The 24789-nt window shown below is 71.6% G+C and carries 25 protein-coding genes; 13 read left to right on the plus strand and 12 right to left on the minus strand.

Annotated features, from left to right (window positions below):
- The first annotated feature begins 80 nt into the window (after nt 1-80).
- The 4 genes from brxD to ACGFW5_RS27930 all read left to right on the plus strand — a co-directional run bounded on the left by brxD (nt 81) and on the right by ACGFW5_RS27930 (nt 4686).
- Nucleotides 81-1430 carry a BREX system ATP-binding protein BrxD gene (gene brxD, locus ACGFW5_RS27915; protein WP_393837054.1) on the plus strand — a complete coding sequence of 450 codons (1350 nt, stop codon included), beginning with the start codon at nt 81-83 and terminating at the stop codon, nt 1428-1430.
- A complete protein-coding gene (locus tag ACGFW5_RS27920) occupies nt 1430-3634 on the plus strand; it encodes a DEAD/DEAH box helicase (RefSeq protein WP_393837055.1) in 2205 nt (734 codons plus the stop codon). Before brxD ends, ACGFW5_RS27920 begins: the two co-directional genes overlap by 1 nt.
- A gap of 242 nt (nt 3635-3876) precedes the next feature.
- A complete protein-coding gene (locus ACGFW5_RS27925) occupies nt 3877-4071 on the plus strand; it encodes a hypothetical protein (protein ID WP_159030374.1) in 195 nt (64 codons plus the stop codon).
- A gap of 291 nt (nt 4072-4362) precedes the next feature.
- Nucleotides 4363-4686, plus strand: coding sequence for a nuclear transport factor 2 family protein (locus tag ACGFW5_RS27930; RefSeq protein ID WP_393837056.1), 324 nt, complete (start codon nt 4363-4365; stop codon nt 4684-4686).
- Between the two features lie 53 nt (nt 4687-4739).
- Here ACGFW5_RS27930 and ACGFW5_RS27935 read toward each other — a convergent pair whose 3' ends face one another.
- Together ACGFW5_RS27935 and ACGFW5_RS27940 are read right to left on the minus strand one after the other, a co-directional pair.
- Nucleotides 4740-5615, minus strand: a complete 876-nt coding sequence (locus ACGFW5_RS27935) for a PhzF family phenazine biosynthesis protein (RefSeq protein ID WP_393837057.1) — start codon at nt 5613-5615, stop codon at nt 4740-4742.
- A gap of 173 nt (nt 5616-5788) precedes the next feature.
- On the minus strand, nt 5789-6559 hold the full coding sequence (locus ACGFW5_RS27940; RefSeq protein ID WP_393837058.1) for an SDR family oxidoreductase: 771 nt from the start codon (nt 6557-6559) through the stop codon (nt 5789-5791).
- 390 nt (nt 6560-6949) lie between these two features.
- On the opposite strand from ACGFW5_RS27940, the gene ACGFW5_RS27945 reads away from it, so the two are divergent.
- Nucleotides 6950-8320 (plus strand): Bcr/CflA family multidrug efflux MFS transporter, encoded by a 1371-nt coding sequence (locus tag ACGFW5_RS27945; RefSeq protein ID WP_393837059.1) that lies wholly within the window; start codon nt 6950-6952, stop codon nt 8318-8320.
- Between the two features lie 15 nt (nt 8321-8335).
- A complete protein-coding gene (locus ACGFW5_RS27950) occupies nt 8336-9388 on the plus strand; it encodes a small ribosomal subunit Rsm22 family protein (protein ID WP_393837060.1) in 1053 nt (350 codons plus the stop codon).
- On the opposite strand, the gene ddaH is transcribed toward ACGFW5_RS27950, so the two are convergent.
- On the minus strand, nt 9389-10288 hold the full coding sequence (gene ddaH, locus ACGFW5_RS27955; RefSeq protein ID WP_393837061.1) for a dimethylargininase: 900 nt from the start codon (nt 10286-10288) through the stop codon (nt 9389-9391). It lies immediately after the preceding gene.
- A 272-nt stretch (nt 10289-10560) separates the two neighbouring features.
- Here ddaH and ACGFW5_RS27960 point away from each other — a divergent pair, with 272 nt between their 5' ends.
- Nucleotides 10561-11298 carry a bifunctional DNA primase/polymerase gene (locus tag ACGFW5_RS27960; protein WP_393837062.1) on the plus strand — a complete coding sequence of 246 codons (738 nt, stop codon included), beginning with the start codon at nt 10561-10563 and terminating at the stop codon, nt 11296-11298.
- Nucleotides 11299-11659: 361 nt separating this feature from the next.
- Here ACGFW5_RS27960 and ACGFW5_RS27965 read toward each other — a convergent pair whose 3' ends face one another.
- Genes ACGFW5_RS27965 through efeO form a run of 4 tightly spaced genes read right to left on the minus strand, consistent with a single transcriptional unit; the run spans nt 11660 to nt 15939 of the window.
- Nucleotides 11660-12631: a hypothetical protein gene (locus ACGFW5_RS27965; RefSeq protein WP_393837086.1), complete on the minus strand. Its 972-nt coding sequence runs from the start codon at nt 12629-12631 to the stop codon at nt 11660-11662.
- The gene (efeU, locus tag ACGFW5_RS27970; protein ID WP_393837063.1) at nt 12519-13493 is read right to left on the minus strand and encodes an iron uptake transporter permease EfeU; all 975 of its coding nucleotides are present in this window, start codon (nt 13491-13493) and stop codon (nt 12519-12521) included. The genes ACGFW5_RS27965 and efeU overlap by 113 nt, the downstream gene beginning before the upstream one ends.
- A gap of 9 nt (nt 13494-13502) precedes the next feature.
- The gene (gene efeB / locus ACGFW5_RS27975) at nt 13503-14765 is read right to left on the minus strand and encodes an iron uptake transporter deferrochelatase/peroxidase subunit (RefSeq protein ID WP_393837064.1); all 1263 of its coding nucleotides are present in this window, start codon (nt 14763-14765) and stop codon (nt 13503-13505) included.
- Nucleotides 14766-14790: 25 nt separating this feature from the next.
- A complete protein-coding gene (efeO, locus tag ACGFW5_RS27980; RefSeq protein WP_393837065.1) occupies nt 14791-15939 on the minus strand; it encodes an iron uptake system protein EfeO in 1149 nt (382 codons plus the stop codon).
- A gap of 164 nt (nt 15940-16103) precedes the next feature.
- Between efeO and ACGFW5_RS27985 the strand changes: the two genes are divergently transcribed.
- Nucleotides 16104-16757, plus strand: a complete 654-nt coding sequence (locus ACGFW5_RS27985) for a PhzF family phenazine biosynthesis protein (protein WP_393837066.1) — start codon at nt 16104-16106, stop codon at nt 16755-16757.
- 421 nt (nt 16758-17178) lie between these two features.
- On the opposite strand, the gene map is transcribed toward ACGFW5_RS27985, so the two are convergent.
- Nucleotides 17179-18048: a type I methionyl aminopeptidase gene (map, locus tag ACGFW5_RS27990; RefSeq protein ID WP_393837067.1), complete on the minus strand. Its 870-nt coding sequence runs from the start codon at nt 18046-18048 to the stop codon at nt 17179-17181.
- A 125-nt stretch (nt 18049-18173) separates the two neighbouring features.
- Here map and ACGFW5_RS27995 point away from each other — a divergent pair, with 125 nt between their 5' ends.
- Nucleotides 18174-18404: a hypothetical protein gene (locus tag ACGFW5_RS27995; RefSeq protein ID WP_393837068.1), complete on the plus strand. Its 231-nt coding sequence runs from the start codon at nt 18174-18176 to the stop codon at nt 18402-18404.
- A gap of 240 nt (nt 18405-18644) precedes the next feature.
- Here ACGFW5_RS27995 and ACGFW5_RS28000 read toward each other — a convergent pair whose 3' ends face one another.
- Complete coding sequence (locus ACGFW5_RS28000) at nt 18645-18971, minus strand: MerR family transcriptional regulator (RefSeq protein WP_393837069.1); 327 nt, start codon at nt 18969-18971, stop codon at nt 18645-18647.
- Nucleotides 18972-19720: 749 nt separating this feature from the next.
- Nucleotides 19721-20368 (minus strand): type III effector protein, encoded by a 648-nt coding sequence (locus ACGFW5_RS28005; RefSeq protein ID WP_393837070.1) that lies wholly within the window; start codon nt 20366-20368, stop codon nt 19721-19723.
- Between the two features lie 204 nt (nt 20369-20572).
- Here ACGFW5_RS28005 and ACGFW5_RS28010 point away from each other — a divergent pair, with 204 nt between their 5' ends.
- Together ACGFW5_RS28010 and ACGFW5_RS28015 are read left to right on the plus strand one after the other, a co-directional pair.
- On the plus strand, nt 20573-21004 hold the full coding sequence (locus ACGFW5_RS28010; protein WP_393837071.1) for an Hsp20/alpha crystallin family protein: 432 nt from the start codon (nt 20573-20575) through the stop codon (nt 21002-21004).
- Between the two features lie 108 nt (nt 21005-21112).
- A complete protein-coding gene (locus ACGFW5_RS28015; RefSeq protein ID WP_393837072.1) occupies nt 21113-21547 on the plus strand; it encodes a DUF2267 domain-containing protein in 435 nt (144 codons plus the stop codon).
- A 61-nt stretch (nt 21548-21608) separates the two neighbouring features.
- On the opposite strand, the gene ACGFW5_RS28020 is transcribed toward ACGFW5_RS28015, so the two are convergent.
- On the minus strand, nt 21609-22910 hold the full coding sequence (locus tag ACGFW5_RS28020) for an MFS transporter (protein WP_393837073.1): 1302 nt from the start codon (nt 22908-22910) through the stop codon (nt 21609-21611).
- Between the two features lie 85 nt (nt 22911-22995).
- Nucleotides 22996-23598 carry a hypothetical protein gene (locus ACGFW5_RS28025; protein ID WP_393837074.1) on the minus strand — a complete coding sequence of 201 codons (603 nt, stop codon included), beginning with the start codon at nt 23596-23598 and terminating at the stop codon, nt 22996-22998.
- A gap of 97 nt (nt 23599-23695) precedes the next feature.
- On the opposite strand from ACGFW5_RS28025, the gene npdG reads away from it, so the two are divergent.
- Together npdG and ACGFW5_RS28035 are read left to right on the plus strand one after the other, a co-directional pair.
- A complete protein-coding gene (npdG, locus tag ACGFW5_RS28030) occupies nt 23696-24409 on the plus strand; it encodes an NADPH-dependent F420 reductase (protein ID WP_393837075.1) in 714 nt (237 codons plus the stop codon).
- Between the two features lie 188 nt (nt 24410-24597).
- Nucleotides 24598-24774 carry a hypothetical protein gene (locus ACGFW5_RS28035; protein WP_393837076.1) on the plus strand — a complete coding sequence of 59 codons (177 nt, stop codon included), beginning with the start codon at nt 24598-24600 and terminating at the stop codon, nt 24772-24774.
- Nucleotides 24775-24789 lie beyond the last annotated feature (15 nt).

Here is a 24789-nt window from a genome sequence, read left to right on the forward strand (position 1 = left end):
TGTCTCGGGCAGCGCCGGCCAACGACGGCCACCTCCGGTTCCCGCACTCGCGTGCCCGTGCAAATGAAAGACTGGTTGGTGTGAGCACCACCGGATCCCGACGTCCCGCACAGGTGAGCGCCGCCCGCCGCCGTACCGTCATCGACGCGCTGCGGCGCGGCGCCGTACCCGAAAGCGGCCTCGACCTGCTCGCCACGGGACTCGGCCGGTTCGAAGCAGCCCTGGACGCAGAACTGGACGCCGTGGCGTCCGGCGGCTCCGTGTTCAAGGCCGTGCGGGGTGAGTACGGGTCCGGCAAGACGTTCTTCACACGCTGGTTGGGCGAACGGGCCAAGCGCCGCAACTTCGCCGTGGCCGAAATCCAGGTCTCGGAGAACGAGACCCCGCTGCATCGGCTGGAGACGGTCTACCGGCGGCTCACCGAACGGCTCACCACCTCCAGTTTCCCGCCCAGCGCGCTGCGGCCCGTGGTCGACGCCTGGTTCTACGCCCTGGAGGAGGACGCTCTGGCCGCCGGCGCGACCGAGGATGCGCTTGCGAGCGAGGTGGAGAGGCTGCTCGTCGCACGGCTCGCCGAGGTCTCACGGCACGCCCCGTCGTTCGCCGCCGCTCTGCGGGGCTACCGGGCCGCCCTCGCGGAAGGCGACGAGGCGACCGCTGAGGCGGTCCTGGCCTGGCTCGGCGGCCAGCCGCATGTCGCCGCCTCCGCCCGCCGGTCCGCCGGGGTGCGCGGCGACCTCGACCACTTCGGCGCGCTCGGCTTCCTGCAGGGCCTCCTCACTGTGTTGCGCGACTCCGGTCACACCGGACTGTTCGTCGTTCTCGACGAGGTGGAGACGCTGCAGCGGGTCCGGTCGGACGCCCGGGACAAGGCACTCAACGCGCTGCGGCAGCTGATCGACGAGGTGCACTCGGGCCGCTTTCCCGGCCTCTACCTGGTCATCACGGGCACCCCGGCTTTTTACGACGGCCAGCAGGGTGTACAGCGTCTGGCCCCGCTTGCTCAGCGGCTGGCCACCGACTTCACGACCGACCCGCGTTTCGACAACCCTCGCGCCGTGCAGATCAGACTGCCCGGCTTCGACCAGGACTCCCTCATCGGACTCGGCCTCACCATCCGTGACGTGTACGCCGATGCCGCGGCGTTGCCCGAGCGCGTACGGAAGGTCGTCGACGACGGGTACGTCGCCGACCTCGCGATGGCCGTCGGCGGGGCGTTGGGCGGGAAGGTCGGGGTGGCACCCAGGCTGTTCCTGAAGAAACTCGTCGGGGACGTACTCGACCGCGTGGACCAGTTCGACGACTTCGACCCCCGGCGGCACTACCGGCTTACCGTCGCTGACAGCGAACTCACCGATGTCGAGCGGAACCTGGCCGCCACGGTCTCCGAGAAATCCCCATCGGCCGATGACGTCGAACTGGAGCTGTGATGGCGGACGCGGGTCTTCACGCCGGGAAGGACCAGGGTGACGAGGATGCCGATGCCCTGGACCGACTCGACCCCGTCGTCCTGCATCACATCGTCAACACCCTCGGATGGCCCGATCTGCGTCCCCTGCAGCGCGCAGCAATCATGCCGCTCATGCGGGGGCAGGACGTCGTACTGCTGGCGCCGACGGCGGGGGGCAAGACCGAGGCGGCCTGCTTCCCCCTGCTGTCGGCAATGACCGAGCAGAAGTGGACCGGCACCTCCGTGCTGTATCTGTGTCCGCTGAAAGCACTCCTCAACAACCTGGCCGTCCGGGTCGATTCCTACGCCCAGTGGCTGGGGCGGCGCGCTGCGCTCTGGCACGGTGACACCAAGGAATCACAACGCCGGCGCATCCGGGCCGAGGCGCCGGACATCCTGCTGACCACGCCCGAATCGCTCGAAGCGATGTTGATCGGGGTCAAGACCGATCACGCCCACCTGTTGGGAAGCGTCCGGGCCGTCGTCGTCGACGAAGTGCACGCGTTCGCAGGGGACGACCGCGGATGGCACCTGCTCGCCGTGCTTGAACGGTTGGAGCGGGTCACCGGACGGCACATCCAGCGCGTCGGGCTCTCGGCGACCGTCGGCAATCCGGCCGAGTTGTTGCACTGGCTGCAAGGCGCGGGCGTTCGCAGCCGTACCGGTCAGGTGGTTGCCCCTGGAGTGCCCGTGTCAGCCACCGAGGTCAACGGACGAGGCGAATCAGCGAGTCCCGAGCCGTCCAGCAGGCCTGCCGGCGAAGTGGAACTCGACTACGTCGGATCCCTCGACAACGCGGCCAAGCTCATCGCGGCGCTGCACCGAGGAGAGAAGCGGCTCGTCTTCTGCGACTCGCGCCGACAGGTCGAGGAGTTGGGCGCGGCGCTCCGCGCGCGCGAGGTGACTGTCTTCCTGTCCCACGCTTCGCTCTCCGTCGATGAACGCACCCGCTCCGAGCGGGCGTTCGCCGAAGCACGTGACTGCGTCATCGTCTCCACCTCGACCCTTGAACTCGGCATTGACGTCGGCGATCTCGACCGCGTCATTCAGATCGAGGCACCGACCACCGTTGCCTCCTTCCTGCAACGTATCGGACGCACCGGGCGACGGTACGGCACGGTGCGGAACTGTCTGTTCCTGACCACCCGCAAGGAGACACTGCTCCAGGCGGCGGGCTTGTTGCTGATGTGGTCGCGGGGCTGGGTGGAGCCGGTCGTCCCTCCGCCCGAGCCACGCCACTTGGTGGCCCAGCAACTGCTGGCCGTCGCCCTGCAAGAGCACGGGCTCGGCGACCGGTTGTGGGACCGGCAGTGGAACGGCCTCGCCCCCTTCGACAAGTCGGCAGCACCCGTCCTGCGCTTCCTCATCGAGGAGGGCTTTCTCGACAGCGACGGTGGCATCCTGTTCGTGGGCCCGGAGGCGGAACGCCGCTTCGGCAAAAGGCACTTCATCGAACTCACCGCCTCCTTCACCGCACCTCCACAGTTCACCGTCCTGTCCGGACGCACGGAGATCGGCCGCACCGACCCGAGCGTGCTCACGGAGGAACGCCCCGGCCCCAGGCGACTGCTGCTCGGCGGGCGCAGTTGGCAGGTCACGTACATCGACTGGCTGCGCAAACGCGTCTTCGTCGAACCGGCCGACGGCGGCGGCATCGCCAAGTGGATGAACGGCGGCGTCACTGGACTGTCGTACGCCCTGACGCGTGCGATGCGCGAAGTGCTGCTGGGCGCGGCTCCAGAGGTCTCCCTCACCCGGCGTGCGGAGGCGTGCCTGGCCGAACAGCGCGAAAGCGACGCACCTGACACCGTCCACCCGGGCGGTACGTTGATCACGCGCGTCGGCTCCGACGTCCGTTGGTGGACCTGGGCCGGTTACCGAGCCAACGCCACCCTGGCGGCCACCCTCCAGTCGGTCACCGATCCCCTGCAACGGCCCACCGACAGCTGGGTGCGCCTGCGCGAGAACCTCACCCCTGCCGCCTGGCGTGTGGCTCGCGAGAACGTCGGCGAGACTCTCGTCCTGCCCGACGTGGACCGCCGGGCCGTACGCGGGCTGAAGTTCTCCGCCGCTCTTCCGGAACGCCTCGCCGTGGCCACGGTGGCCGCCCGCTTGGCCGATTTCGAGAGCGCCCGTTCGGTGCTCGGTGAGTCGACGCGCTTTCAGGGGACCCCCGCGCCGTAGCCCACTCGCGCGCGCCCTGCGCCGCCTCGGCTTCGGAGCGAAGGCCCCACGGCGCCACTCACCCCCTCGCCTCCCACGGGTCAAATAACTCACCGTGATCGCCCGCTCATCCTCCGTGTGGCGCAACGCGCCCCCCGGTCGTAGCGTGATGGGCGGTACCGGAAGAACGGGACCGGCGGCCCGTGCTCCCTCGGGGGTGGGCGCCGCCATCTTTCGACTCGGGGACACGAGGTGAAAACGCCGTGCCTTCCCTGCACTTTCCCGTGATGCTCGCGCTCGCAGCGGGCGCCTTCTTCCTTCTCCGCAAAGGCGGCACCAAGCTGTCCCACGCGCTCATCTGCGCCGGGTTCGGCTTCTATCTCGCCGATACGGCGGTCGCCCCCTCGCTGCACACCGCGCTCAATTCCGTCACCGGCATGCTCGGGCAGCTCGGCTGAGGGCGCGGGCGTCACGACGCCGGGGCTTCCGGCCGTCCGAGTGGCCCCGGCGACCATCGCGGTGACGATGACGTCGCACCGTTCGGCCTCGACGTCCTGCCGGCTGTGCGCCTAGCCCTTGCGCGGGTTCTGCCCGGTCGCGCCGGTCGCGCCGGTGGCGCCGGTGGCGAGGTGGCGCGGTGGCGCGGTGGCGGGGGCCGGGGTGTTGGGGTGGCGGGGGCCGGGGTGTTGGGGTGTTCTGGGAGTGCATGTTCCGTATGCCTTCCCCGGCCCCCCCGAACGGGAGAGATCGTGACCATCGCCCTCGACAAGCTGACCGATCCGGCCGTCCGTGCCTTCGTCGGCGCGCTCAACTCCGGTGACCGCGACGCCTTCATGGCGGCCCTGACGCCCGGTGCCACCATGTCCGACGACGGTTCGGACCGGGACGTCACGGACTGGACCGAGCGGGAGGTCTTCTCCTCGGGCGGCCACATGGACATCGAGAAGCAGACGCACGACGGGCTCGGCCTGGTCGCCAACTACCGCAATGACACCTGGGGCGAGATGCGCACCACCTGGCGCTTCACCGTCGACGGCGGCAAGGTCAGCCGCTTCGAGACCGGCCAGGCCTGACCCGGCCCCGCCCCGCCCCGCCCGGCCCCGCCCCGGGACAAGGGGCCCGCGCCTCACTCCACGATGCGGGCGCCCGCGCCGCTCACCCGCACCCGGGCGTCGCCCGCGTGCAGCGTCACCGTCAGGACGCCGGGGCGGCCCAGATCGTCGCCCTGGTGCAAGGTCAGCTCCGACTCCTCGGCGACCAGGCCCAGTTCACGTGCGTACGCCCCGAAAGCGGCCGCCGCCGCGCCCGTGGCCGGGTCCTCGACGACCCCGCCGACCGGGAACGGGTCGCGGACGTGGAACACCGACTCCGAGGCGCGCCACACCAGTTGGACGGTGGTGAGGTCAAGGCGGAGCATCAGCGCCGTGAGCCGGTCGAAGTCGTAGGACAGCGCGGCCAGACGTTCGCGGGTGGCCGCGCCCAGTACGAGATGGCGGGCGCCGGCGAAGGCGATCCGGGGCGGGACCGCGGGGTCCAGATCCCCGGCCGGCCAGTCCAGGGCGGCCAGCGCCTCGGCGAGGTCCTGCTCCTGGACGGGCTCGGAGTGCGGCTCGACGCTGGTCAGGGTGGCGCGGAAGCCGCCCGTCGGGTCCTGGGCGACCGTCACCGGGACCGTACCGGCCCGCGTCGCGAACGTCAGCTCTCCGGTTCCGATGCGCTCACCCAGGGCGATCGCCGTCGCCACGGTGGCGTGCCCGCAGAACGGCACCTCGGCCTTCGGGCTGAAGAACCGCAGCGTGTACGCACGGCCCGGCTCCCCGAGCCCCTGCGGCGGCGCCGTCACAAAGGCGGACTCGCTGTAACCGAGCTCGGCGGCGATCTCCAGCATCCGGGCGTCGGACAGGCCGGACGCGTCCAGGACGACCCCCGCCGGGTTGCCGCCTGCGGGGTCGGCGGAGAAGGCGGTGTAGCGCAGGACCTCGGTGCGTTCGTCGATCGTCATGACCGGCCCAACTCCGGCCGGGGAACGTCTATTCCGCCCGAAGAGGGACGATATTCGTGAGCCGGCCGCTCCCGGCCGAGGTCCCCGCCGGAGTCCGGTCCTGCCTCGTGCCGCCCGGGGCCCCGATCCTGGCTCAGCCCCGGCCAAGGTCCCCGCCGGGGCCCGGTCCTGCCTCAGCCCCGGCCGATGTACGGCATCGCCGTCGCCAGTACTGTGGCGAACTGGATGTTTGCCTCAAGGGGCAGTTCCGCCATGTGCAGCACCGTGCGCGCCACGTCCTCCGCGTCCATCACGGGCTCCACCGCCAACTCCCCGTTCGCCTGCGGGATCCCGGTCTGCATGCGCTGCGTCATCTCGGTCGCCGCGTTGCCGATGTCGATCTGCCCGACGGCGATCCGGTACGGCCGTCCGTCCAGGGACAGTGACTTGGTCAGCCCGGTCATGGCGTGCTTGGTCGCGGTGTACGCCACCGAGTTCGGCCGCGGCGCGTGCGCCGAGATCGACCCGTTGTTGATGATCCGCCCGCCCTGCGGCGCCTGCTCCTTCATCGCGCGGAACGCCGCCTGCGCGCACAGGAAGGCGCCCGTCAGGTTCACGTCGACCACGGAGCGCCACGCCTCGTACGACAGCTCCTCGACCGGCACCCCGCCCGGCCCGAACGTGCCCGCGTTGTTGAACAGCAGATCCACCCGCCCGTGCGCCGCGAGCGCCGCCGCGAACAGCGCGTTCACATCGTCCGGGGAGGTCACGTCCGTACGGACGCACAGGACCCGGGCCCCGGGGCCGGCCAGCGCGGCGGTCTCCTCAAGGGGCTCGGCGCGGCGCCCGGCCAGCGCCACGGACCAGCCCGCGCCGGCCAGCGCCAGCGCCACGGAACGGCCGATGCCCGACCCGGCACCGGTCACGACGGCAGACCTCTGCGAGGTGGTGTCCACGTTGTCCATGGGCCCGGAGCGTACGGGAGGGGGCGTTCCGTGAGACCGCCCGTCCGCGATGTGGGAGCAGCGCGTCGGCATCCGGGTGCGCGGCCCGTTCCGTTCGCCGGGGGCGACACCGTGCGGGGTGACCCGTCCCAGGGTGGTCCGGCGCGTGACACCGTACGGGATGACAGCGCCCCGGCGTGGCCTGGCGTGGCCTGGCGTGGCCCGGCGCGTGACGCCGTGCACCCCGGTCTCGGGGGACCGGCGCCCCGGCCCGCACGGTGCGCGGCCACCTCAGTGCGACCCCGGCCCGAGTGTGACCTGTCCCTCCTTTCTTTGCGGTCCCAACGGTCCCGCCACCGCGAGCCGGCTGCGACCATGGTTATTCGCTTCAACTTTCAAGGAGAGTGACCGATGCCGGAGCGCGACGGCCAGGGCAGCCAGGGCCACATATCGACCACGGCCGACGCCGAAGCGCGGCGTGACCCCGGCGTCGCCGCCGTCCGCCGCACCGGCATCCTGGTCACGCTCGTCCTCGGCGGCCTCACCGCGCTCCCGCCGCTCTCCATGGACATGTACCTGCCGGCGCTCCCCGAGGTCACCGACGTCCTGCGTTCGCCCGCCGCGACCGTCCAGCTCACCCTCACCGCCTGCCTCGCCGGCATGGCGCTCGGCCAGCTCGTCGTCGGACCCATGAGCGACAAGTGGGGGCGGCGTCGGCCCCTCCTCATCGGGATGGCCGTGTACGTCCTGGCCACCGCCGTCTGCGCCTTCGCCCCGAACGTGGAACTCCTCATCGCCTTCCGGCTGTTGCAGGGCCTTGCCGGGGCCGCGGGCATCGTGATCGCCCGGGCCGTGGTGCGTGACCTCTACGACGGGGTCGAGATGGCCCGGTTCTTCTCCACTCTGATGCTGATCTCCGGCGTCGCCCCCGTGGTCGCCCCGCTGATCGGCGGACAGATCCTGCGGCTGACCGACTGGCGTGGCGTCTTCGCCGTGCTGACCGTGATCGGTGTCCTGCTCACCGCCGTGGTGTTCAAGTGGCTGCACGAGACGCTGCCGGCCGAGCGCCGCCACTCCGGCGGCGTGGGTCAGGCGCTGCGCACCATGGGCGGGCTGCTCAAGGACCGCGTGTTCACGGGCTACATGCTCGCGGGCGGGTTCGCCTTCGCCGCCCTGTTCGCCTACATTTCGGCCTCCCCCTTCGTGGTGCAGGAGATCTATGGCGCCTCCCCGCAGACCTTCTCGCTCCTGTTCGGCCTGAACTCCGTCGGCCTGGTCGTCGTCGGCCAGATCAACGGCAAGCTCCTCATCGGCCGCGTCAGCCTGGACAAGGCGCTCGGCTTCGGCCTCGCCGTCATCACCCTGGCGGCCACCGCCCTGCTCCTCATGACGTCCGGCGCGTTCGGTGACGTGGGCCTCGCACCGATCGCGGCCGGCCTGTTCGTCCTCATGTCGGCGATGGGTCTCGCCATGCCGAACACCAATGCCCAGGCCCTGATGCGCACCCCGAACGCCGCCGGCTCCGCCTCCGCCCTGCTCGGCACCTCCTCCTTCCTGGTCGGCGCCGTCGCGTCCCCGCTGGTCGGCATCGCCGGCGAGGCGACCGCCGTGCCCATGGCGGTCGTCCAGCTCGCCTCGGCGGTCGCCGCGCTGCTCTGCTTCCTGCTCCTGTGCAGGCCCTGGCAGCGGGGGCACGCGTCGCCCGCCTCGGTGACGGGACCGGGGTCCGCCTCGGTGACAGGACCGGGGTCCGCCTCGGCGGCCGGTGACACGGCGCCGTAAAAGTAGACTCCTTCGGTGAACGACTCCCTCCCCATCCCGGACGTCCTGCGCTCGGCCCTCGCCGGACTGCTCGACGGGCTGCCGCCCTCGGGGACCGCAAGCGCCGTCGACCGGCTGATCAGCCACTATCGCGGCGTCGTCCCCACCCACGCCCCGGTGCTGCGCGACCGCTCCGACGTCGCCGCCTACGCCGCGTACCGGATGCCCGCCACCTTCGAGGCGGTGCGCTCGGCGCTCGGCGCGTTCCGGGACGCGAGCGGGGCCTGGACCCCGGCCACCCACACCGACATCGGCGGCGGCACCGGCGCCGCGAGCTGGGCGGTCGCCGAGGCCTGGCAGGACGCGGAAGCCCCCGTGGCCACGACCGTCCTCGACTGGGCGGAGCCCGCGCTCGTGGTCGGCCGCGAACTCGCCGAGGCCTCCGGGCTTCCCGGGCTGCGGACCGCCCGCTGGGAGCGCGCCCGTATCGGCTCGGCCCTCACCCTGGAGCGCGCCGACCTCGTCACCGTCTCGTACGTCCTGAACGAGCTCACCGCCGAGGACCGCCGTTCCCTGGTGGACGCGGCGATCGGCGCCGCCACCGGAGCCGTCCTCATCGTGGAGCCCGGCACCCCCGACGGCTACACCCGGATCATCGAGGCGCGCGACCGCCTGATCGAGGCCGGCCTGCACATCGCCGCCCCCTGCCCGCACAGCGCGGCCTGCCCCATCGAGCCCGGCACCGACTGGTGCCACTTCTCGGCCCGGGTCAGCCGCTCCTCCCTGCACCGCCAGGTCAAGGGCGGCTCGCTTGCGTACGAGGACGAGAAGTTCAGCTACGTCGCCGCCACCTTCCCCCAGGCTCTCAAGGAGCAGGGAGGGGACCTCACCACGGCCGAACCCGCCCCGGCGCGCATCATCCGCAGGCCCCAGATCCGCAAGGGCCAGGTGCTGCTCGACCTGTGCGGCCGGGACGAGCGGCTGCGCCGCGAGACGGTCAGCAAGCGGCACGGCCCGCTGTACCGGGCGGCCCGGGACGCCGAGTGGGGCGACCCCTGGCCGCCCCACCCCGCCGACCCCGCCTCCTGATCAGGGACGCAGTTCCTGCGTGCAGCACTTCACGCTGCCGCCTCCCTTGAGCAGTTCGCCCAGGTCCATGGCGATCGGCTCGTAGCCCCGCGCGCGCAGCGGGCCGAAGAGGCCGACGGCGCCCTGCGGGAGCAGCACGTTGCGGCCGTCGCTCACCGCGTTGAGTCCGAGCGCGGCCGCGTCCGGCTCCTCGGCGATCAAAGCGTCCGGGAACAGCCTGGACAGCACGGCGCGGCTGCCGGGGGAGAAGGCAGGCGGGTAGTACATGATCTCGTCGGCCGTGTCGTCGAGCACGCACAGCGCCGTGTCCAGGTGGTAGTAGCGCGGATCGACGAGGTCGAGGCCGATGACAGGGCGGCCGAAGAACTCCTGGGCCTCGTCGTGCGAGAGCGGGCTCGACCGGAAGCCGCGGCCGGCGAGCACATAGGAATCCGTGACGGCGAAGTCGCCCTCGCCCTCGTTGATGTGTGCCGGTTCGTGCACGGTGGCGAAGCCGTGCGCACGGAACCAGTCGCGGTGGACCTCGGCCTCCGCCGCGCGTTCGGGATGCGCGAAGCGGGCGCCGAGCACCCGGCCCTCGATCACGGTGGCGCCGTTGGCGGCGAAGACCATGTCGGGCAGGTCGGGGCGGGGGTCGAGCAGGTCGACGGTGTGGCCGAGCGCGCGGTAACGGTCGCGCAGGACCTCCCACTGGGCCAGGGCCAGCGGCAGGTCGACCGGCTTCTCGGGGTCCATCCAGGGGTTGATGGAGTACGTGACCTTGAAGTGTGCCGGTGGGCACATCAGATAGCGCCGGGGTCGGGCGGTTCTCGGGGTACGGAGGTCACGGGCTGCAGGAGGCAATGAGGGCTCCTCACGGGCGACTTGGGCCGCACGGACGTGCAGCCGCGTGCAGCCCATGGTCCGCCGTGGCGGGCGTCCGCGCAGTGCACCGTCCGGGTGTTTTTCAACCGGCCCGTACGGTTCATCCGTGCGCCCATGGCACTCGTGTCGCCGTAGGTGTCCGCAGCCTCTTCCGCATCAGGGGTGCTGGGAGCCCCGGCGTACTTGGTCATGGGCGGGTCATGTCACACACCCCGGATGTCCGGTGCGGTCACCCGGGGAGCAGGATGGTGGGACGATATCGGGGTGGACGCGAGTCCCTTGGGGTCGACGGTGAGGTGAGGGGATAGATGGGCGCTGAGTTCGGCCGTTCCCGCGGCGAGGAGAGCAAACTGTCCCGCTGGCTGCGCAGGCGGCCCAAGGACGCTCCTGGCGCGGACCAGGGCCGGCTCGGGCTGCTGCTGGCGGTGGCCGCCGCCGGTCTGCCGCTGGCGCCCGCCGCGTACCCCGTCGGCTTCAGGTGTTCCTGTGAGCGCGTCGGGTGTCCCACGCCGGCCCGCCACCCCGTCTCCTTCGCCTGGCAGACGCAGTCGACCACCGACCGCGCGCAGATCGAGCGCTGGGCGCTCGGCCAGCCCGAGGCCAACTTCATCACCGCGACCGGCATGGTCCACGACGTGCTCGACGTACCGCTGGACGCGGGCCGTGAGGCGCTGGCCCGGCTGCTCTCCGAGGGCATCGATGTGGGGCCCGTCGCCGAGGCCGCCGGTGACGGCGACCACGGGCGGATGCTGTTCTTCACCGCGACCCGGGGCACGCCCGAGGACGAGGACGAGTGGTGGCCCTGCGAGCTGGACTGCCACCCCGAGACGATGGACGAACACCCGGGGCTGCGCTGGCACTGCCGGGGGAGCTATGCCCTCGTGCCGCCGGCGCGGCTGCCGGGGGAGCTTGAGGTGGCCTGGGTGCGGGGGCCGGAGCATGCGCTTCCGGATCCGCTGACGGTGCTTGAGGCGTTGACGGATGCGTGTGCGCGGTACGCGGGCGAGGCCGGCCCGCACGCAGCAGCCTGGCCCCTGGGCCGCTAGCCCCCCGCCGGGGCTCCGCCCCGGACCCCGTCCGCGCCTGAACGGCGCTCGTCCTCAATCGCCGGACAGGCTGAAGATGCCCATGCCGGCCAGCACCGAGCAGCCAGGGGCGCGGGGAACTGCGCGGGAAGCGGGCACGGTCCGCGGTCGAAGGCGGGTTGAGGGGCGCGGGGAACTGCGCGGGAAGCGGGCACGGTCCGCGGTTTCAGGGGCGCGGGGAACTGCGCGAGAAGCGGGCACGGTCCGCGGTCGAAGGCGGGTTGAGGGGCGCGGGGAACTGCGCGAGGGGCGGGCACGGTCCGCGGGCCGGGACGTATGGGGGGCCGCAGGCCATGCGGGAGGGCGGGGTTCGCGGCGCAGCCTATTCGCCCTTCGTCGCGACAAGCCCCTGCACCCGGTTCGCCACCACGACCGCCCCCGTCGCCGGCACAAGCGCCAGCTCGTTGGAGATCCACTCCCGGGTCAGCGAGGAATTCACCTGCCCGGTCAGCAGCGCCTGCTCATCCGCGCTGATGTCGAGCCGCACCCCCTTCGCCGCGGTCCGGCGCTCGAAGTGGCGGGCGGCGAAGAAGACCAGGGCGCGCCCGTCCGCGGTGCGCAGACCCAGCGGTGCGAAGTCGCCGTCGGACAGCGGCTGGTCGACGAACTGGCTGATCCGGCCGGACTGCACCGCGTTCTTGCGGCGCGCCTCCCGCCAGCCGCTGGTGTGGTCCCCGTCCGCGAACACCGCCGGCTTCCCGTCCTGGAGGTAGGAGGCGTAGTCCGCGCTGAGGTCCTTGGGGGCGACCGCGAGCGCGTGGTCGTCGGCGCGTACCGGCTCCGCCCAGCCGTCCTTGTCCTTCTTGAAGGCGGGCACGTCACCCGCGCCCATGATCGACAGGTAGGCGAGCTTCCACACCTGGTCGGGGCCGCCGCGTACGAAGAGCAGCAGCCAGCGGGTGTCGCCCGGCCCCTTGTCGTCCTGGTCGCGGTTGGAGTCGGTGTCGGCGACGAACCAGCGCGGCCAGCCGGCCTGCTTGGGGATCGTGTACGAGGCGTCGGTCAGGGCCAGATCCGAGTGCTGGGGGTTGCCGCCCGGGCTCGTCACATGGCGGGCCGTGAAGCCCGCCTGGGTGGTGGCACCGAACGCGCCGGTGACCCGGCCCGCGTCGAGGGCCGGGTCGTAGGCCTTGTCGGCCTTGTTGTAGGCGACGGTGAAGTCGGTGAGCGCCTGCGCGGCCTCAGCCCTCGTCGCCGACGGTACGACTTCCCGCTCCCCGTGCACCGTCACGCAGCCGCTCGCGGTCACCGTCAGTACGGTCACCGTCGCGAGCCCCGCCGTCAGCCGACTCACCCTGCTCATGAACCGCCTTCTGCCCCTCGACCCTCGTAGCCCCCACGGACTTCCGGAACCCTACCGGGGCGAAGAACAGACCGAGCGTGGGGATCAGGTACAGGGCCCAGATCACGGCCTGGAGGACGGTCGGGTCGGGCTGGAAGTTGAACACACCCTTGAGGAGGGTGCCGTACCAGCTGTCCGGCGGGATCGTCGAACTGATGTCGAAGGCATGGGAGTTGATGCCCGCGATGAAGTCGGCCTCCTGGAGGTCGTGCACCCCGTACGCGAGGACGCCCGCCGCGACGACCACCAGCATGCCGCCGGTCCACGTGAAGAACTTCGCCAGGTTGATCCTCAGCGCGCCGCGGTAGAACAGCCAGCCGAGGAACACCGCGGTCGCCAGGCCGAGCAGGGCGCCGATCATCGGCTGGAAGGTGCCGTTCTCGGAACCGGCGGCGTGCACCGAGGTCCACACGAACAGCGCGGTCTCCAGGCCCTCGCGGCCGACCGCGAGGAACGCCGTGGCCACCAGCGCGCCGGTGCCCATCATCAGGGCCGAGTCGAGCTTGCCCTGGAGCTCGCTCCTGAGGTGCCGCGCGGTGCGCCGCATCCAGAACACCATCCAGGTGACCAGGCCAACGGCGATGATCGACAGCGAACCGCCGAGCGCCTCCTGCGCCTTGAACGTCATCTCCTGGGAGCCGAATTCGAGCCCCGCACCGAAGGCGAACGCGACGACCACGGCGACCGCGACACCGGCCCACACCGGCTTCAGGGCGTCCCGACGGCCGGTCTTCACCAGATAGGCGACCAGGATGCACACGACGAGGCTTGCCTCAAGCCCCTCGCGCAGACCGATCAGATAGTTGGCGAACATGTCTCCCTCTCAGCCGAAGAGTCCCCGGCCCCACCAGTCGCCCTTGTCGCGGACGCCCGGCGGGATCGCGAAAATCGCCGAACCCACGTGCTGGATGTATTCGTTGAGCGCGTCGTGGCGGGCCAGCGCGCGCTGGATGGGCAGGAAGCCCTTGCGCACATCACGCTGGTACGCCAGGAAGAACAGGCCCGCGTCGAGGCGGCCGAGGCCGTCCGTGCCGTCCGTGAAGGAGTAGCCGCGGCGCAGGATCCGGGCGCCGTCGTTGGAGTCGGGGTGCGCGAGACGGACGTGCGCGGTCGGCTTCATCGCCTTCAGGAACGGCTCGTCGCGCTCCTTGGCCTTGCCGACCGGGGCGCCCTCGCCCTTGTCGCGGCCGAAGACGTCCTCCTGCTCCTGGAGCGAGCTGCGGTCCCAGGTCTCGATGTGCATCCGGATGCGGCGGGCCACCAGGTAGGAGCCGCCGGCCATCCAGTCGGAGCCGTCCTTGGCGCCGGCCCAGACGTGGTCGTCGAGCGCCTTGGTGTCGGTGCCCGAGACGTTCCGGGTGCCGTCCTTGAAGCCCATCATGTTGCGCGGGGTCTGCGCGTCGGGCGTCGTCGACGACGTCTTGCCGAAGCCGAGCTGCGACCACCGGATGGCCACCTTGCCCATGCCGATGCGGGCCAGGTTGCGGATCGCGTGCACCGCGACCTGCGGGTCGTCGGCGCAGGCCTGCACGCACAGGTCGCCGCCGCTGCGCGCCGGGTCCAGGTTGTCGCCGGGGAACTGCTCGATGTCGACCAGCGCATCGGGCCGCTTGGCTTCGAGGCCGAAGCGGTCCTTGGCGAAGAGCGAGGGGCCGACGCCGAACGTCAGGGTGAGCCGGCACGGCTTGAGGCCGAGCGCCTCGCCCGTGTCGTCCGGCGGCGCCTCGGCGAGGCCGCCGTACGCCCCGTCGCCGACCGTCTTGCCCTCCGTCATCGCGGCCGCGGCCACCGTCCAGTCCTTGAGGAGCTGGACGAGTTCGGCACGGTCCTTCGTCGTCACGTCGAACGAGGCGAAGTGCAGCCGGTCCTGGACGGCGGTGGCTATGCCGGCCTGGTGGGCGCCGTGGAAGGGCACCGCGGCGCCCGAGTCGCCGGCCGGCACCGCGTCGCTGCCGTCGCCCTTGACGACGGCGACCGCACCGCCGGCCGCGGCCGCGCCGAGCGCGAGCCCCGCGCCGCCCCAGCCGAGCAGCGCCCGGCGGGAGGGGGACGTGACGGTCCCCGAGTCCTCGGTCGTGTCGCTCATGACGGTTCTCCTCCTGGCTCCGGCGTTACTTCGTGACGGCTGCGGCGAGCTTCGACAGCGGCTCGGCGAGCGCGTTGACCGTGTCGGAGAGCTGCTTGCGGTCGCTCTCGCCGACCTTGTCGTACGAGGTGAAATCGTAGGAGGTCTTGTCCGTGCGGTACTGGTCGAGCAGGGTGTTCAGGGCCGCGAACTGCTTGTCGAGCTCGGTGGTGAGCGCCGCGTCGTTCTTCGATGCGACCGGCTTGAGGAGTTCGTACGCCTTCTGCGCGCCCTCGACGTTGCCCTTGAAGTCGGACAGGTCGGTGTGGCTGTAGCGGTCCTCCTCACCGGTGATCTTCCCGGTGGCGACCTCGTCGAGGAGTTCCTTGGCGCCGTTGGCCATGGAGGTCGGGGTGATCTCGGCGGTGCCGACCCGCTTCTGCCAGTCGGCGAGGTCCTTGTCCAGCTCGGTGGCGAGGTCCTTCTCGTCCGGGCCGATCTTCTTGTCCGCCCAGAGCGACTTTTCGAGCCGGTGCCAGCCGGTCCACTTCTGGCCCTTCTCCAGGCCGTCCTCGCGGGTGTCCGTCTTCGGGTCGATGTCACCGAAGGACTCCGCGACCGGCTCGGTGCGCTCCCAGCCGAGGCGGGAGGGGGCGAACGCCTTCTGCGCGGCGTCCAGGTCGCCGGCCCGCACCGCGTCCGTGAAGACCTTGACCTTGGGCAGGGTCTCGTCCGCCTGCTCCTGCGCGTACTTGCGGTACTCGGCGACGGCCGTGTCCAGCTGCGGGTTGCGCTTGGCGGCGGCGCCGCCACCGGTGACGGTGACCTTCTGGCGGATGCCGTCGCCCTTCATGCCGGGCTTGCAGGCGACCTCGTACGACCCGGCCTTGACCTCGGCGGTGAGCTGCTGCTTGAGGCCGGGGCCTATGTTCTCGCGCTCGGCGACGATGCGGTCGTCGGGGAAGAGCAGATAGACCTCGGTGACCTTGGAGCCCTTGTTCTCGATGTCGAACTTGACGTGCCCGGCCGGAAAGTCGGTCTTCGACAGCTTGCAGGAGCTGTCGGTGGCGGTCACCTGGACCGAGCCGGCGGCGCCGTCTGCCGTGGCGTCGCTCTTCTCGGCGCATCCCGTGACGGCGGTCAGGGCCGCGACCGCAGCGGCGGCGGTGACTACGGAGGTACGGACGGGTCGCATGCGGGCTCCACGCTGGGTCAGGGTCGACGGGTCGACTGAGGCGGACCTAACTTAACCGAGGCTTACCTGACCGATACCCCCGGGGTGCGTGATTCACCTCTCATCGGCGCATCCGCGTCCTGCCCGGAGGAGGGGAAGCGCGCCCCTTTGCTTCAATGCGAGGCGTGAGTGAACTGGACGTACGGATTGATGTGCTCAGGGTCTTCTGCGGCCCCGACGGCCGACACGGCAATGCCCTCGGGGTGGTGCGCGAGGGCGCGGAGGTGCCGGGCGAGCCGGCCCGGCAGGAGCTCGCGCGTCAACTCGGCTTCAGCGAGACCGTGTTCGTGGACGACCCCGACCGCGGCGCCCTGGAGATCTACACCCCTGGGGTACGCCTCCCCTTCGCCGGCCACCCCCTGGTCGGTGCGGCCTGGCTCCTGGACCTGGACGTGCTGCACCTGCCGGTGGGCGACGTCACGGCCCGCCGGGACGGGGAGTTCTCCTGGATCACGGCCCGCGCGGAATGGGTGCCACCGCGCACCCTGCGCCAGTACGCGTCGGCCGCCGAGGTCGATGCGCTTGCCGTGCCGGAGCCGGGGGAGTGGGTGTACGCGTGGGCCTGGGAGGACGAGGCGACGGGCCGGGTCCGCGCGCGGGGCTTCCCGGGCCGGGGCGACGGCATCGACGAGGACGAGGCAACGGGAGCGGCCGCCCTGCTCCTCACCCACCACCTGAACCGCCCCCTGCACATCACCCAGGGCCAGGGCTCCCACCTCCTCACCACCCCGACCACCAACAACACGATCGAACTGGGCGGCCGAGTGGCCCGGGTCTAAGGGCCACGAGAAACGGCGCAAGCAACCGACGTTGACCCGCGGCCGACCGCGGGTCCAGGGGGCGCGAGGAACGGCGCGAGCAACCGACGACAACCGGCAGCCGAAGCGCGACCCCATAAGGGGCGCGAGGAACGGCGCGAGCAACCGAACACGACCCGCAGCCGACCGCGGGTTCAGGGGCGCGAGGAACGGCGCGAGCAACCGACGACAACCGGCACCCGAAGTGCGGCCCCATAAGGGGCGCGAGGAACGGCGCGAGCAACCGACGTCGACCGGCACCCGAAGTGCGACCGCATAAGGGGCGCGGGGAACGGCGCGAGCAGCCGACGACGACCGGCACCCGAAGTGCGACCGAATAAGGGCCTCGGGGAAACGCCCCCCGCCGCGCCCGAACGCGACATCCCGCCGGAAAAGGCACCCGCTACGGCAGCGTGAGGATCTCCGTACCGGTCTCCGTGACCACGAGCGTGTGCTCGAACTGGGCCGTCCGGCGCCGGTCCTTGGTGACGACCGTCCAGCCGTCCTCCCACATGTCGTACTCGTGGGTGCCGAGCGTCAGCATCGGCTCGATGGTGAAGGTCATGCCCGGCTTGATCACGGTCGTGGCGTGCGGGGCGTCGTAGTGCGGCACGATCAGTCCGGAGTGGAAGGCCGTGCTGATGCCGTGACCGGTGAAGTCCCGTACGACGCCGTAACCGAAGCGCTTGGCGTACGACTCGATGACGCGGCCGATGATGTTGATCTGACGGCCGGGCCGGACCGCCTTGATCGCGCGGTCCAGGGATTCCCGGGTCCGCTCGACCAGCAGCCGGGACTCGTCGTCGACCTCGCCGCAGAAGTAGGTGGCGTTGTTGTCGCCGTGGACACCGCCGATGTACGCGGTGACGTCCAGGTTCACGATGTCGCCGTCCTTCAGGACGGTCGAGTCGGGGATGCCGTGACAGATGACCTCGTTCACCGACGAGCACAGCGACTTGGGGAAGCCGCGGTAACCGAGCGTGGACGGGTAGGCGCCGTGATCACACATGAACTCGTGGGCCACCCGGTCGAGTTCGTCCGTGGTCACCCCCGGCGCGATGTGCTTGGCCGCCTCCTCCATCGCCTGCGCGGCGATCCGGCCCGCGGTCCGCATCAGCTCGATGGTTTCGGGGGTCTGCACTTCGGGGCCGGTGTACGGCGTGGGCATGGGCTTCCCGACGTACTCGGGACGCGGAATGCGGCCCGGTACGGAACGGGCCGGAGAGATCTCCCCGGGCACGAGCAGGGACTGCGACTTCGGCTGGCCAGACATGCCGGCGAGTCTATCCAGCGGGTGTGGGGCAGCATGGCTTTGAGGCCCCGGGCCGCCTGGACCCGGCCGCCCGGTCCCAGGTCATCGTCCGAGGAAGTACAAGAAAGCCGAAGGAAGAGGCACCCATGGCTCTGTTCAAGAGGCGCACCACCGGCAAGCCCGGCGAGTGGTTCTACTGTCTGACCCACCACACGGTCGAGGAGGGCCCCGAGTGCCCCGCCAAGGACCGCTTCGGCCCGTACCCGACCCGCGAGGAGGCCGAGCACGCGATGCAGAGCGCGCAGGAGCGGAACCTGGAGTGGGAGAACGACCCCAAATGGCACGACAAGTCGGCGCCGCAGGACGGTTCCGACTAGGACGGTTCCGACTAGGACGGCTCCGACCAGGACGACTCCGACCGGCACGGCTGTGGCTGGGCCGGTTTCGACTGGAGCCGCTACGGCCTTCGGCCAGGGCGCGTACGGGCGGTCACACGGGGCCGCCCCGGCTCCGGGCGTCGTACGGAGCGGCGCCCCCGATGGCGTCACCGGTCGGCGTCACCGGTCGGCGTCACGGCCCACGGCCGCGGGCCGGCGTCACGAACGGGTGTCGCGGGGTTACGGGCTCGTCGATTCGGCGGCTCGGCGGTATTCGGCGTTGATGCGCTGGGCCTCTTCGAGCTGGTCTTCGAGGATGACGATGCGGCAGGCGGCCTCGATGGGGGTGCCCTGGTCGACGAGCTCGCGGGCGCGGGCGGCCACGCGCAATTGGTAGCGGGAGTAGCGGCGGTGACCGCCGGGTGAGCGCAGTGGGGTGATGAGGCGGGCTTCGCCGATGGCGCGGAGGAAGCCCTGTGTGGTTCCCAACATCTCGGCGGCCCGGCCCATGGTGTAGGCGGGGTAGTCGTCGTCGTCGAGACGGCCGTTGAAATCGTCTGCTGTCATTTGCACCTCTCCGTGAAACACGTTGAGGGGCTCTGGTGCCATGTGGCACCAGAGCCCCGAAGGAACGGCTACACCATCTGCCGACCGTGTTCCTGCGTCGGCGCTCTGTTTCCGCGGGCCCGACCGGTATGGCGTCGGGGTTGCGGGGATCGCAGTTGCTTGACCGGAGACCACCTCACTATCGATGTCCTGCGGTACCCGGACTCATCACGTACGTCCGGGCGATCCTGATGGCGCTGGCTCCTCCGTTCTTCCCTCTGACTTACTTGCTTCTTACTTGACGGGTACTGCGTACTGCGGGGTGTTGCCGGTTACTGCGGTACTGCGTACTGCACCTACTGGTACTGCCACTGCGTGTACTGCGTACTGCTGATGGCGGCCCCTGATGACTGCGGGCCACCCGGTCCGGCCGTCAGTCCCGTCGCCGTCCTGCACTGCTCTGGCTTCGGAACTCCACCGCCGCACCGTCCTGCGAACCGCACGACGTGCGGGTGTTGCTGCCCGGCAGTTCATCTCTGCCGGGCCTTCTTGATCTCGGCTACGAGAGAAACCATAGTCACGCGATCGCCCAATGTCTACTCCGGCCATGGCAGATTTTCTCGTGTTCGACAGCGAGACAGTCGGCATCGAACGGATCGGGCAAATCAGGGGGATCGAACGACACGGGCGGGTCGAGGGATCAGGGCAGGTCGAGGGACCGGGGCGGTAGGGGGATCGGGGCGGCCGAGGGATCAGGGCGGGCCGAGGGGTCAGGCGCCGTCCCGGTCGCCGCGCCGCTCCATGAGGGTGTCGAGCTGCGTGGCGATGCCGGGGTGGGCGGACAGGTAGGGGTGGGCGGCGGCGAGGGGGTGGACGAGAGCCGCGGGGTCGTCCTGCGCGAGGGCGGCGTCGAGTCGGCCGAGTGTGGCGCGCGAGTCCGGCGGGAGGTCGGTGAGGGCGGTGATCTGACCGGCGAGGCGGCGCAGGGTGGCGGCGTTGTCGCGTGCCCAGGCGGTGTGGCCGCGGTCGGCGGCGCGGCGCTCGCGGGTGGCCTGGACGCGTTGTTCGCCGGTGCTTCCGGCGGGACCCGGGCGGTTGCGCAGATAGCGGCGCTCGGCGGCCTGGCGGCTTGCCACGCCGAGCGGATGGGCGAGCTCCGCCCAGCTGGCGCCGGCGTCACGGGCGGTTTCGATGAGGCCGGTCTCCCATCCGGCCAGCTGCTCGCGTACGTGCCGCAACAGCAGGAGGGAAGCCAGGGCCTGCTCGGGTCCGATGCCCGGGTCGAGCGGATCGGCGGCCCCGCGGTGGGCGTCGTGCACGGCGTGGTCGATGGCTTCCAGGGCCGCGGCGGCGGCCAGGAACGATGCCGGGCTCTGGGCGTCGGCGGAGTCGGGGGGCGGCTGGCCTGCTGGTGTCACGAGAACTCCTCGGGGGAGGTCGGGGCTGGCGGAGGGCTGACAGAGGGCTGCAAGGGGGCGCTGTCGGGGGCTGCCGGAGGGCCGACAGGGCCCGTCATCCTTTCGATGACACGCCATGTTTGTCATCCATTGGATGACATGCTACAACGGTGGCAGTGAAGCGCATTGGCGGGTACAGCCCAAACCTTCTGGAGGTGTTTCGCGATGTTGATGCGCACTGACCCCTTCCGCGAGCTCGACCGGCTCGCCCAGCAGCTGACCGGCTCCGGCACCTGGACGCGTCCGTCCGCGATGGCGATGGACGCCTATCGCGAGGGTGAGGAGTACGTCGTGGCCTTCGACCTCCCCGGCGTCAGCGCGGAGGCGATCGACATCGACGTCGAGCGGAACATGCTGACCGTCAAGGCGGAGCGCAGGCCCGCGACGAAGGCCGACGACGTGCAGATGGAACTGTCGGAGCGGCCCCTCGGCGTGTTCTCCCGCCAGATCGTGCTGGCCGACGCCCCGGACACCACCCGCATCAAGGCCGACTACGACGCCGGGGTGCTGACGCTGCGCATCCCGATCGCCGAGCGCGCCAAGCCCCGCAAGATCTCCGTCAGCGGGACCTCCTCGCACAAGGAGATCGCCGGCTGAACCCGGCGCGGCACCCGTGCCGCGCCGCGCAGGACGGGCGCACCGTCCCCCGCCCGTCCTGCGCGCCCCCCTCCCGGCCCCGGCTACGAGAAAGGCGATACCGCAGTGATGTCCGACCAGCGTGAACCGCTTCGGCACCGGACGGCGATGACGTACGAGCAGATGCTGGAGAAGGTCCGCTACGAAGGGGCCTACCCGACCAGGGAACGGGCCGCCGAAGCCGTCCGCCTCGTCCTTTCAGGACTCGGGCGCAGACTGGTGGGCGAGGAACGCGTCGAGCTGGCCGCCCGGCTGCCCTTCGAGGCCGCCCAGATCTTCACCGGCGAGGTCCCCTCGGCGGAGCGACTGACGGGCTGGGCATTCGTCAAGGACCTCGCGAGCCGCACCGGCGCGGCCCCCGCCACCGTCCGCTGGGACACCGGCGCGGTCCTCACCGCGGTCGCCGCCCTCGCCGGGCCCGGCCTGCTCACCCGCATCCTCGACCAACTCCCCTCCGGCTACGCCCTGTTGTTCGGCCGCGCCGAACTCGTACAGGCAGCCTGAACCGGGGCGGGCGGCGTCGGCCGGCGCGCGAAGAACCGTGCGCGCGCCGCACACCGGACAGCTACTGGGCGGCGGTGGAGGCGAACTGCTCGGCCGCGCGGCGGCGCGCCGCGTCCTCGTCGGTCGCCGCGTCATAGGTGAGCAGCCTGGGCAGCGCCGTCGCCAGCAGCCCCACCGCCGCCACGCACGCCACGCCGCCCGACCACACCGCGGCCCTGGTCCCGGTCCAGCCGGCCATCGCGCCCGCCCGGACCTGGCCCAGCTGCGGGCCGACGCTGTACGAGAGCACTTCTATCCCGGCGAGCCGGCCACGCAGCTCGTCCGGGATCGTCTGGTTCCAGATGGTGGAGCGGCCGAGCCCGCTCAGCATGTCGCCCGCGCCCGCCACCGCGAGGCAGGCCAGCACCAGCCACACGTTGCCGAGCAGCCCGGCCCCGGCCATCGCCGCGCCCCAGACTGCCGCCCCGCACACCACGAACAGGCCGTGCCGCCGCACCCGCGAAGTCCAGCCGCTGGTCAGGCTGAGCAGGACCGACCCCACCGAGCCCGCCGCGTACATCAGGCCGAGCGACCAGTCGGCGTCCAGGCTGTCGGCGAGGAAGGGGAAGATCGCGTTGGGGAAGGCGAAGAACATGGCCGCCAGGTCGACGGCGTAGGTCCCCAGCAGCACCGGCCGCGACCACGCGTAGCGGGCGCCCTCCGCGATGCCGCGCAGCGAGGGCTTCGCCGCGTCGTGGGCGGGCGGCGCCGGGGTCAGCCGGGCGCACATCACCACCGACACGGTGAACGTGCCGATGGTCGTCGCGTACGCCGTGGCCGTACCCGCGTACGCCACGACGAGGCCGGCCAGGGACGGCCCCGCGATCGCGCCGAGCTGCCAGCGCAGGGCGTTGAGGGCGGCCGCCGCCGTCAGCTGGTCGTGCGGGACGATCCGGGCCATCAGCGAGTCCAGCGCCGGGCGTTGCAGTCCCGCCAGCGCCGAGACGCCCGCGGCCACGACGTACAGCGGCCAGAGCATGGGGCTCGGGAGCAGCGCGTTGACCAGCAGGACGAGTGCGAGCAGGCCGAGGCCCGCCTCGGTGGCGAGAATGACCTTGCGGCGGTCCACGGCGTCCGCGAGGGCGCCGCCGTACAGGCCGAAGACGATCAGCGGGACGAGTTCCACCGCGCCCATCGCGCCCACCGCGAGCGGTGAGTCGGTCAGCTCCTTGATCTGGAGCGGCAGCGCGACCATCGCCATGAAGCTGCCGAAGTTGGTGATCAGGCCCTGCGTCCAGAGCAGCCGGAAATCGGCCGACGCCCGCCACGGAGCGAGGTCGGGCAGGATCGAGCGCAGTCGGGACGCGGGAGGTTCATCGGGCACGAGCGGCCATGTTCCGGGCCGAGGTCGCCGGGCGCAATCGAATTATCGGTACGCACCCGGTGCGTACCGACGATTCATCGGCCGGTCACCAGCGCCCCGGCGGCGGCGCCGTCAGCTGGTCGGCGAGACGGCCGAGCCGGTCGCGCAAGCGGCGCGGACCGCGTTGCGGGGGCAGCGTGTTCTCGCCGGCCGCCGCGCTCACCAGGTGCTGCACGGTGTCCAGGTCGAGTTCCGCGTCCGGTGCCACGGTGAGGGATTCGTGGACCAGGCCCCGCACCTCGCGGTCCCCGCCGTCCAGGGCGAGGACCGTCGCGCCCGCCCTGCGCGCGTCGTGGACGCGTTCGAGCAGGCCCTCGGCGGGCCGCTCGGGCGCCACCAGGAGCAGCGTCTCGCCGCGGCGCGCCGCCTCCAGACGGCCGAGCCCGACCGACAGATGGGGCGGCCCGCCCGGCTCGGTGCGGTGGCGCACCAGCGTCGGACTCAGCTCGGGCAGCCCCGACCAGGCGGCCTCGTCGGTGAGGTGGGCGGCCAGGTGCCACGGCTCGTACACCTCGGTGCCGACCAGGAGCAGCCCGCCGCCGTGCGGCAGGACCGAGGAGCGGAGCACGCCCGCGAAGCGGCGGGTGGCCCGCAGCCACTCCGTCCCCGCGAGCACTTCCCGCAGCAGTGCGACCCGTACGGCATCCATGCCCGCAGCCTGCCCCACCCGGCGCGCCCACGGGCCCGAATCGGGCCCTTCGTCATCCCAACGAAGGGCCCGGCTACGGCCGAGTAAGGTCGCCCTCATGACTTCCACTGACAACGCGGGGAACGCTGCGAAGCCCGCCGCCAGGGACCCCTGGGACCTTCCGGACGTCTCCGGTCTCGTCGTCGGCGTGCTCGGCGGCACCGGCGACCAGGGCCGGGGCCTGGCCTACCGGCTCGCCCGGGCCGGCCAGAAGGTGATCATCGGCTCGCGGGCCGAGGAGCGGGCGCGGACGGCGGCCGACGAGCTCGGGCTGGGCGTCGAGGGCGCCGACAACGCCGCGTGCGCGCGGCGCAGCGACATCGTGATCGTGGCGGTGCCGTGGGACGGTCACGCCAAGACCCTTGCATCACTGCGCGAGGAGCTGGCGGGCAAGCTCGTCGTCGACTGCGTCAACCCGCTCGGCTTCGACAAGCAGGGCGCGTACGCCCTGAAGCCCGAGGAGGGCAGCGCCGCCCAGCAGGCCGCCGCCCTGCTGCCCGACTCCCGGGTGACCGCGGCCTTCCACCACCTGTCGGCGGTGCTGCTCCAGGACACCTCGATCGAGGAGATCGACACGGATGTGATGGTGCTGGGCGAGGCCCGCGCCGACACCGACGTCGTGCAGGCGCTCGCCGGCCGCATCCCCGGCATGCGCGGCGTGTTCGCCGGGCGGCTGCGCAACGCGCATCAGGTGGAGTCGCTCGTCGCCAACCTGATCTCGGTGAACCGCCGCCACAAGGCACACGCCGGACTGCGCGTCACCGACGTCTGAGCCCCTGCGCCCGCGATACGCGGGGCCGCGCGGGCGTGCCGGGGTACGCCGTGACCGCGGTGCGGGGCGGCGACGGCGATGGGGGACACTGGACGGGTGGGCGCCGTGTGCCCGCCCGTCCGTTGCACCCCGTGCGGCAGGTGTAGATGCCGCCGAAGTGCCGAAGTACCCGACAGGAGCCGACCTCCATGCCCCGCCTCGCTCTGTACGCCCTCGCCGTCTGTGTCCTCGCCCTCGTCGCGGCCGTGGTCTCCTTCGTCGAGGGCAGCTGGCTCGGAATCATCTGGGTGCTGCTCGTCGGGCTCTCGTCCAACATGGCGTGGTACTACCTGCGCCGGGCCCGGGCCACCACCCCCGCGGAGTGAGCGAGCCGCCCGCCA

The sequence above is a fragment of the Streptomyces sp. NPDC048416 genome, assembly GCF_043200435.1.
Lineage (GTDB): Bacteria > Actinomycetota > Actinomycetes > Streptomycetales > Streptomycetaceae > Streptomyces.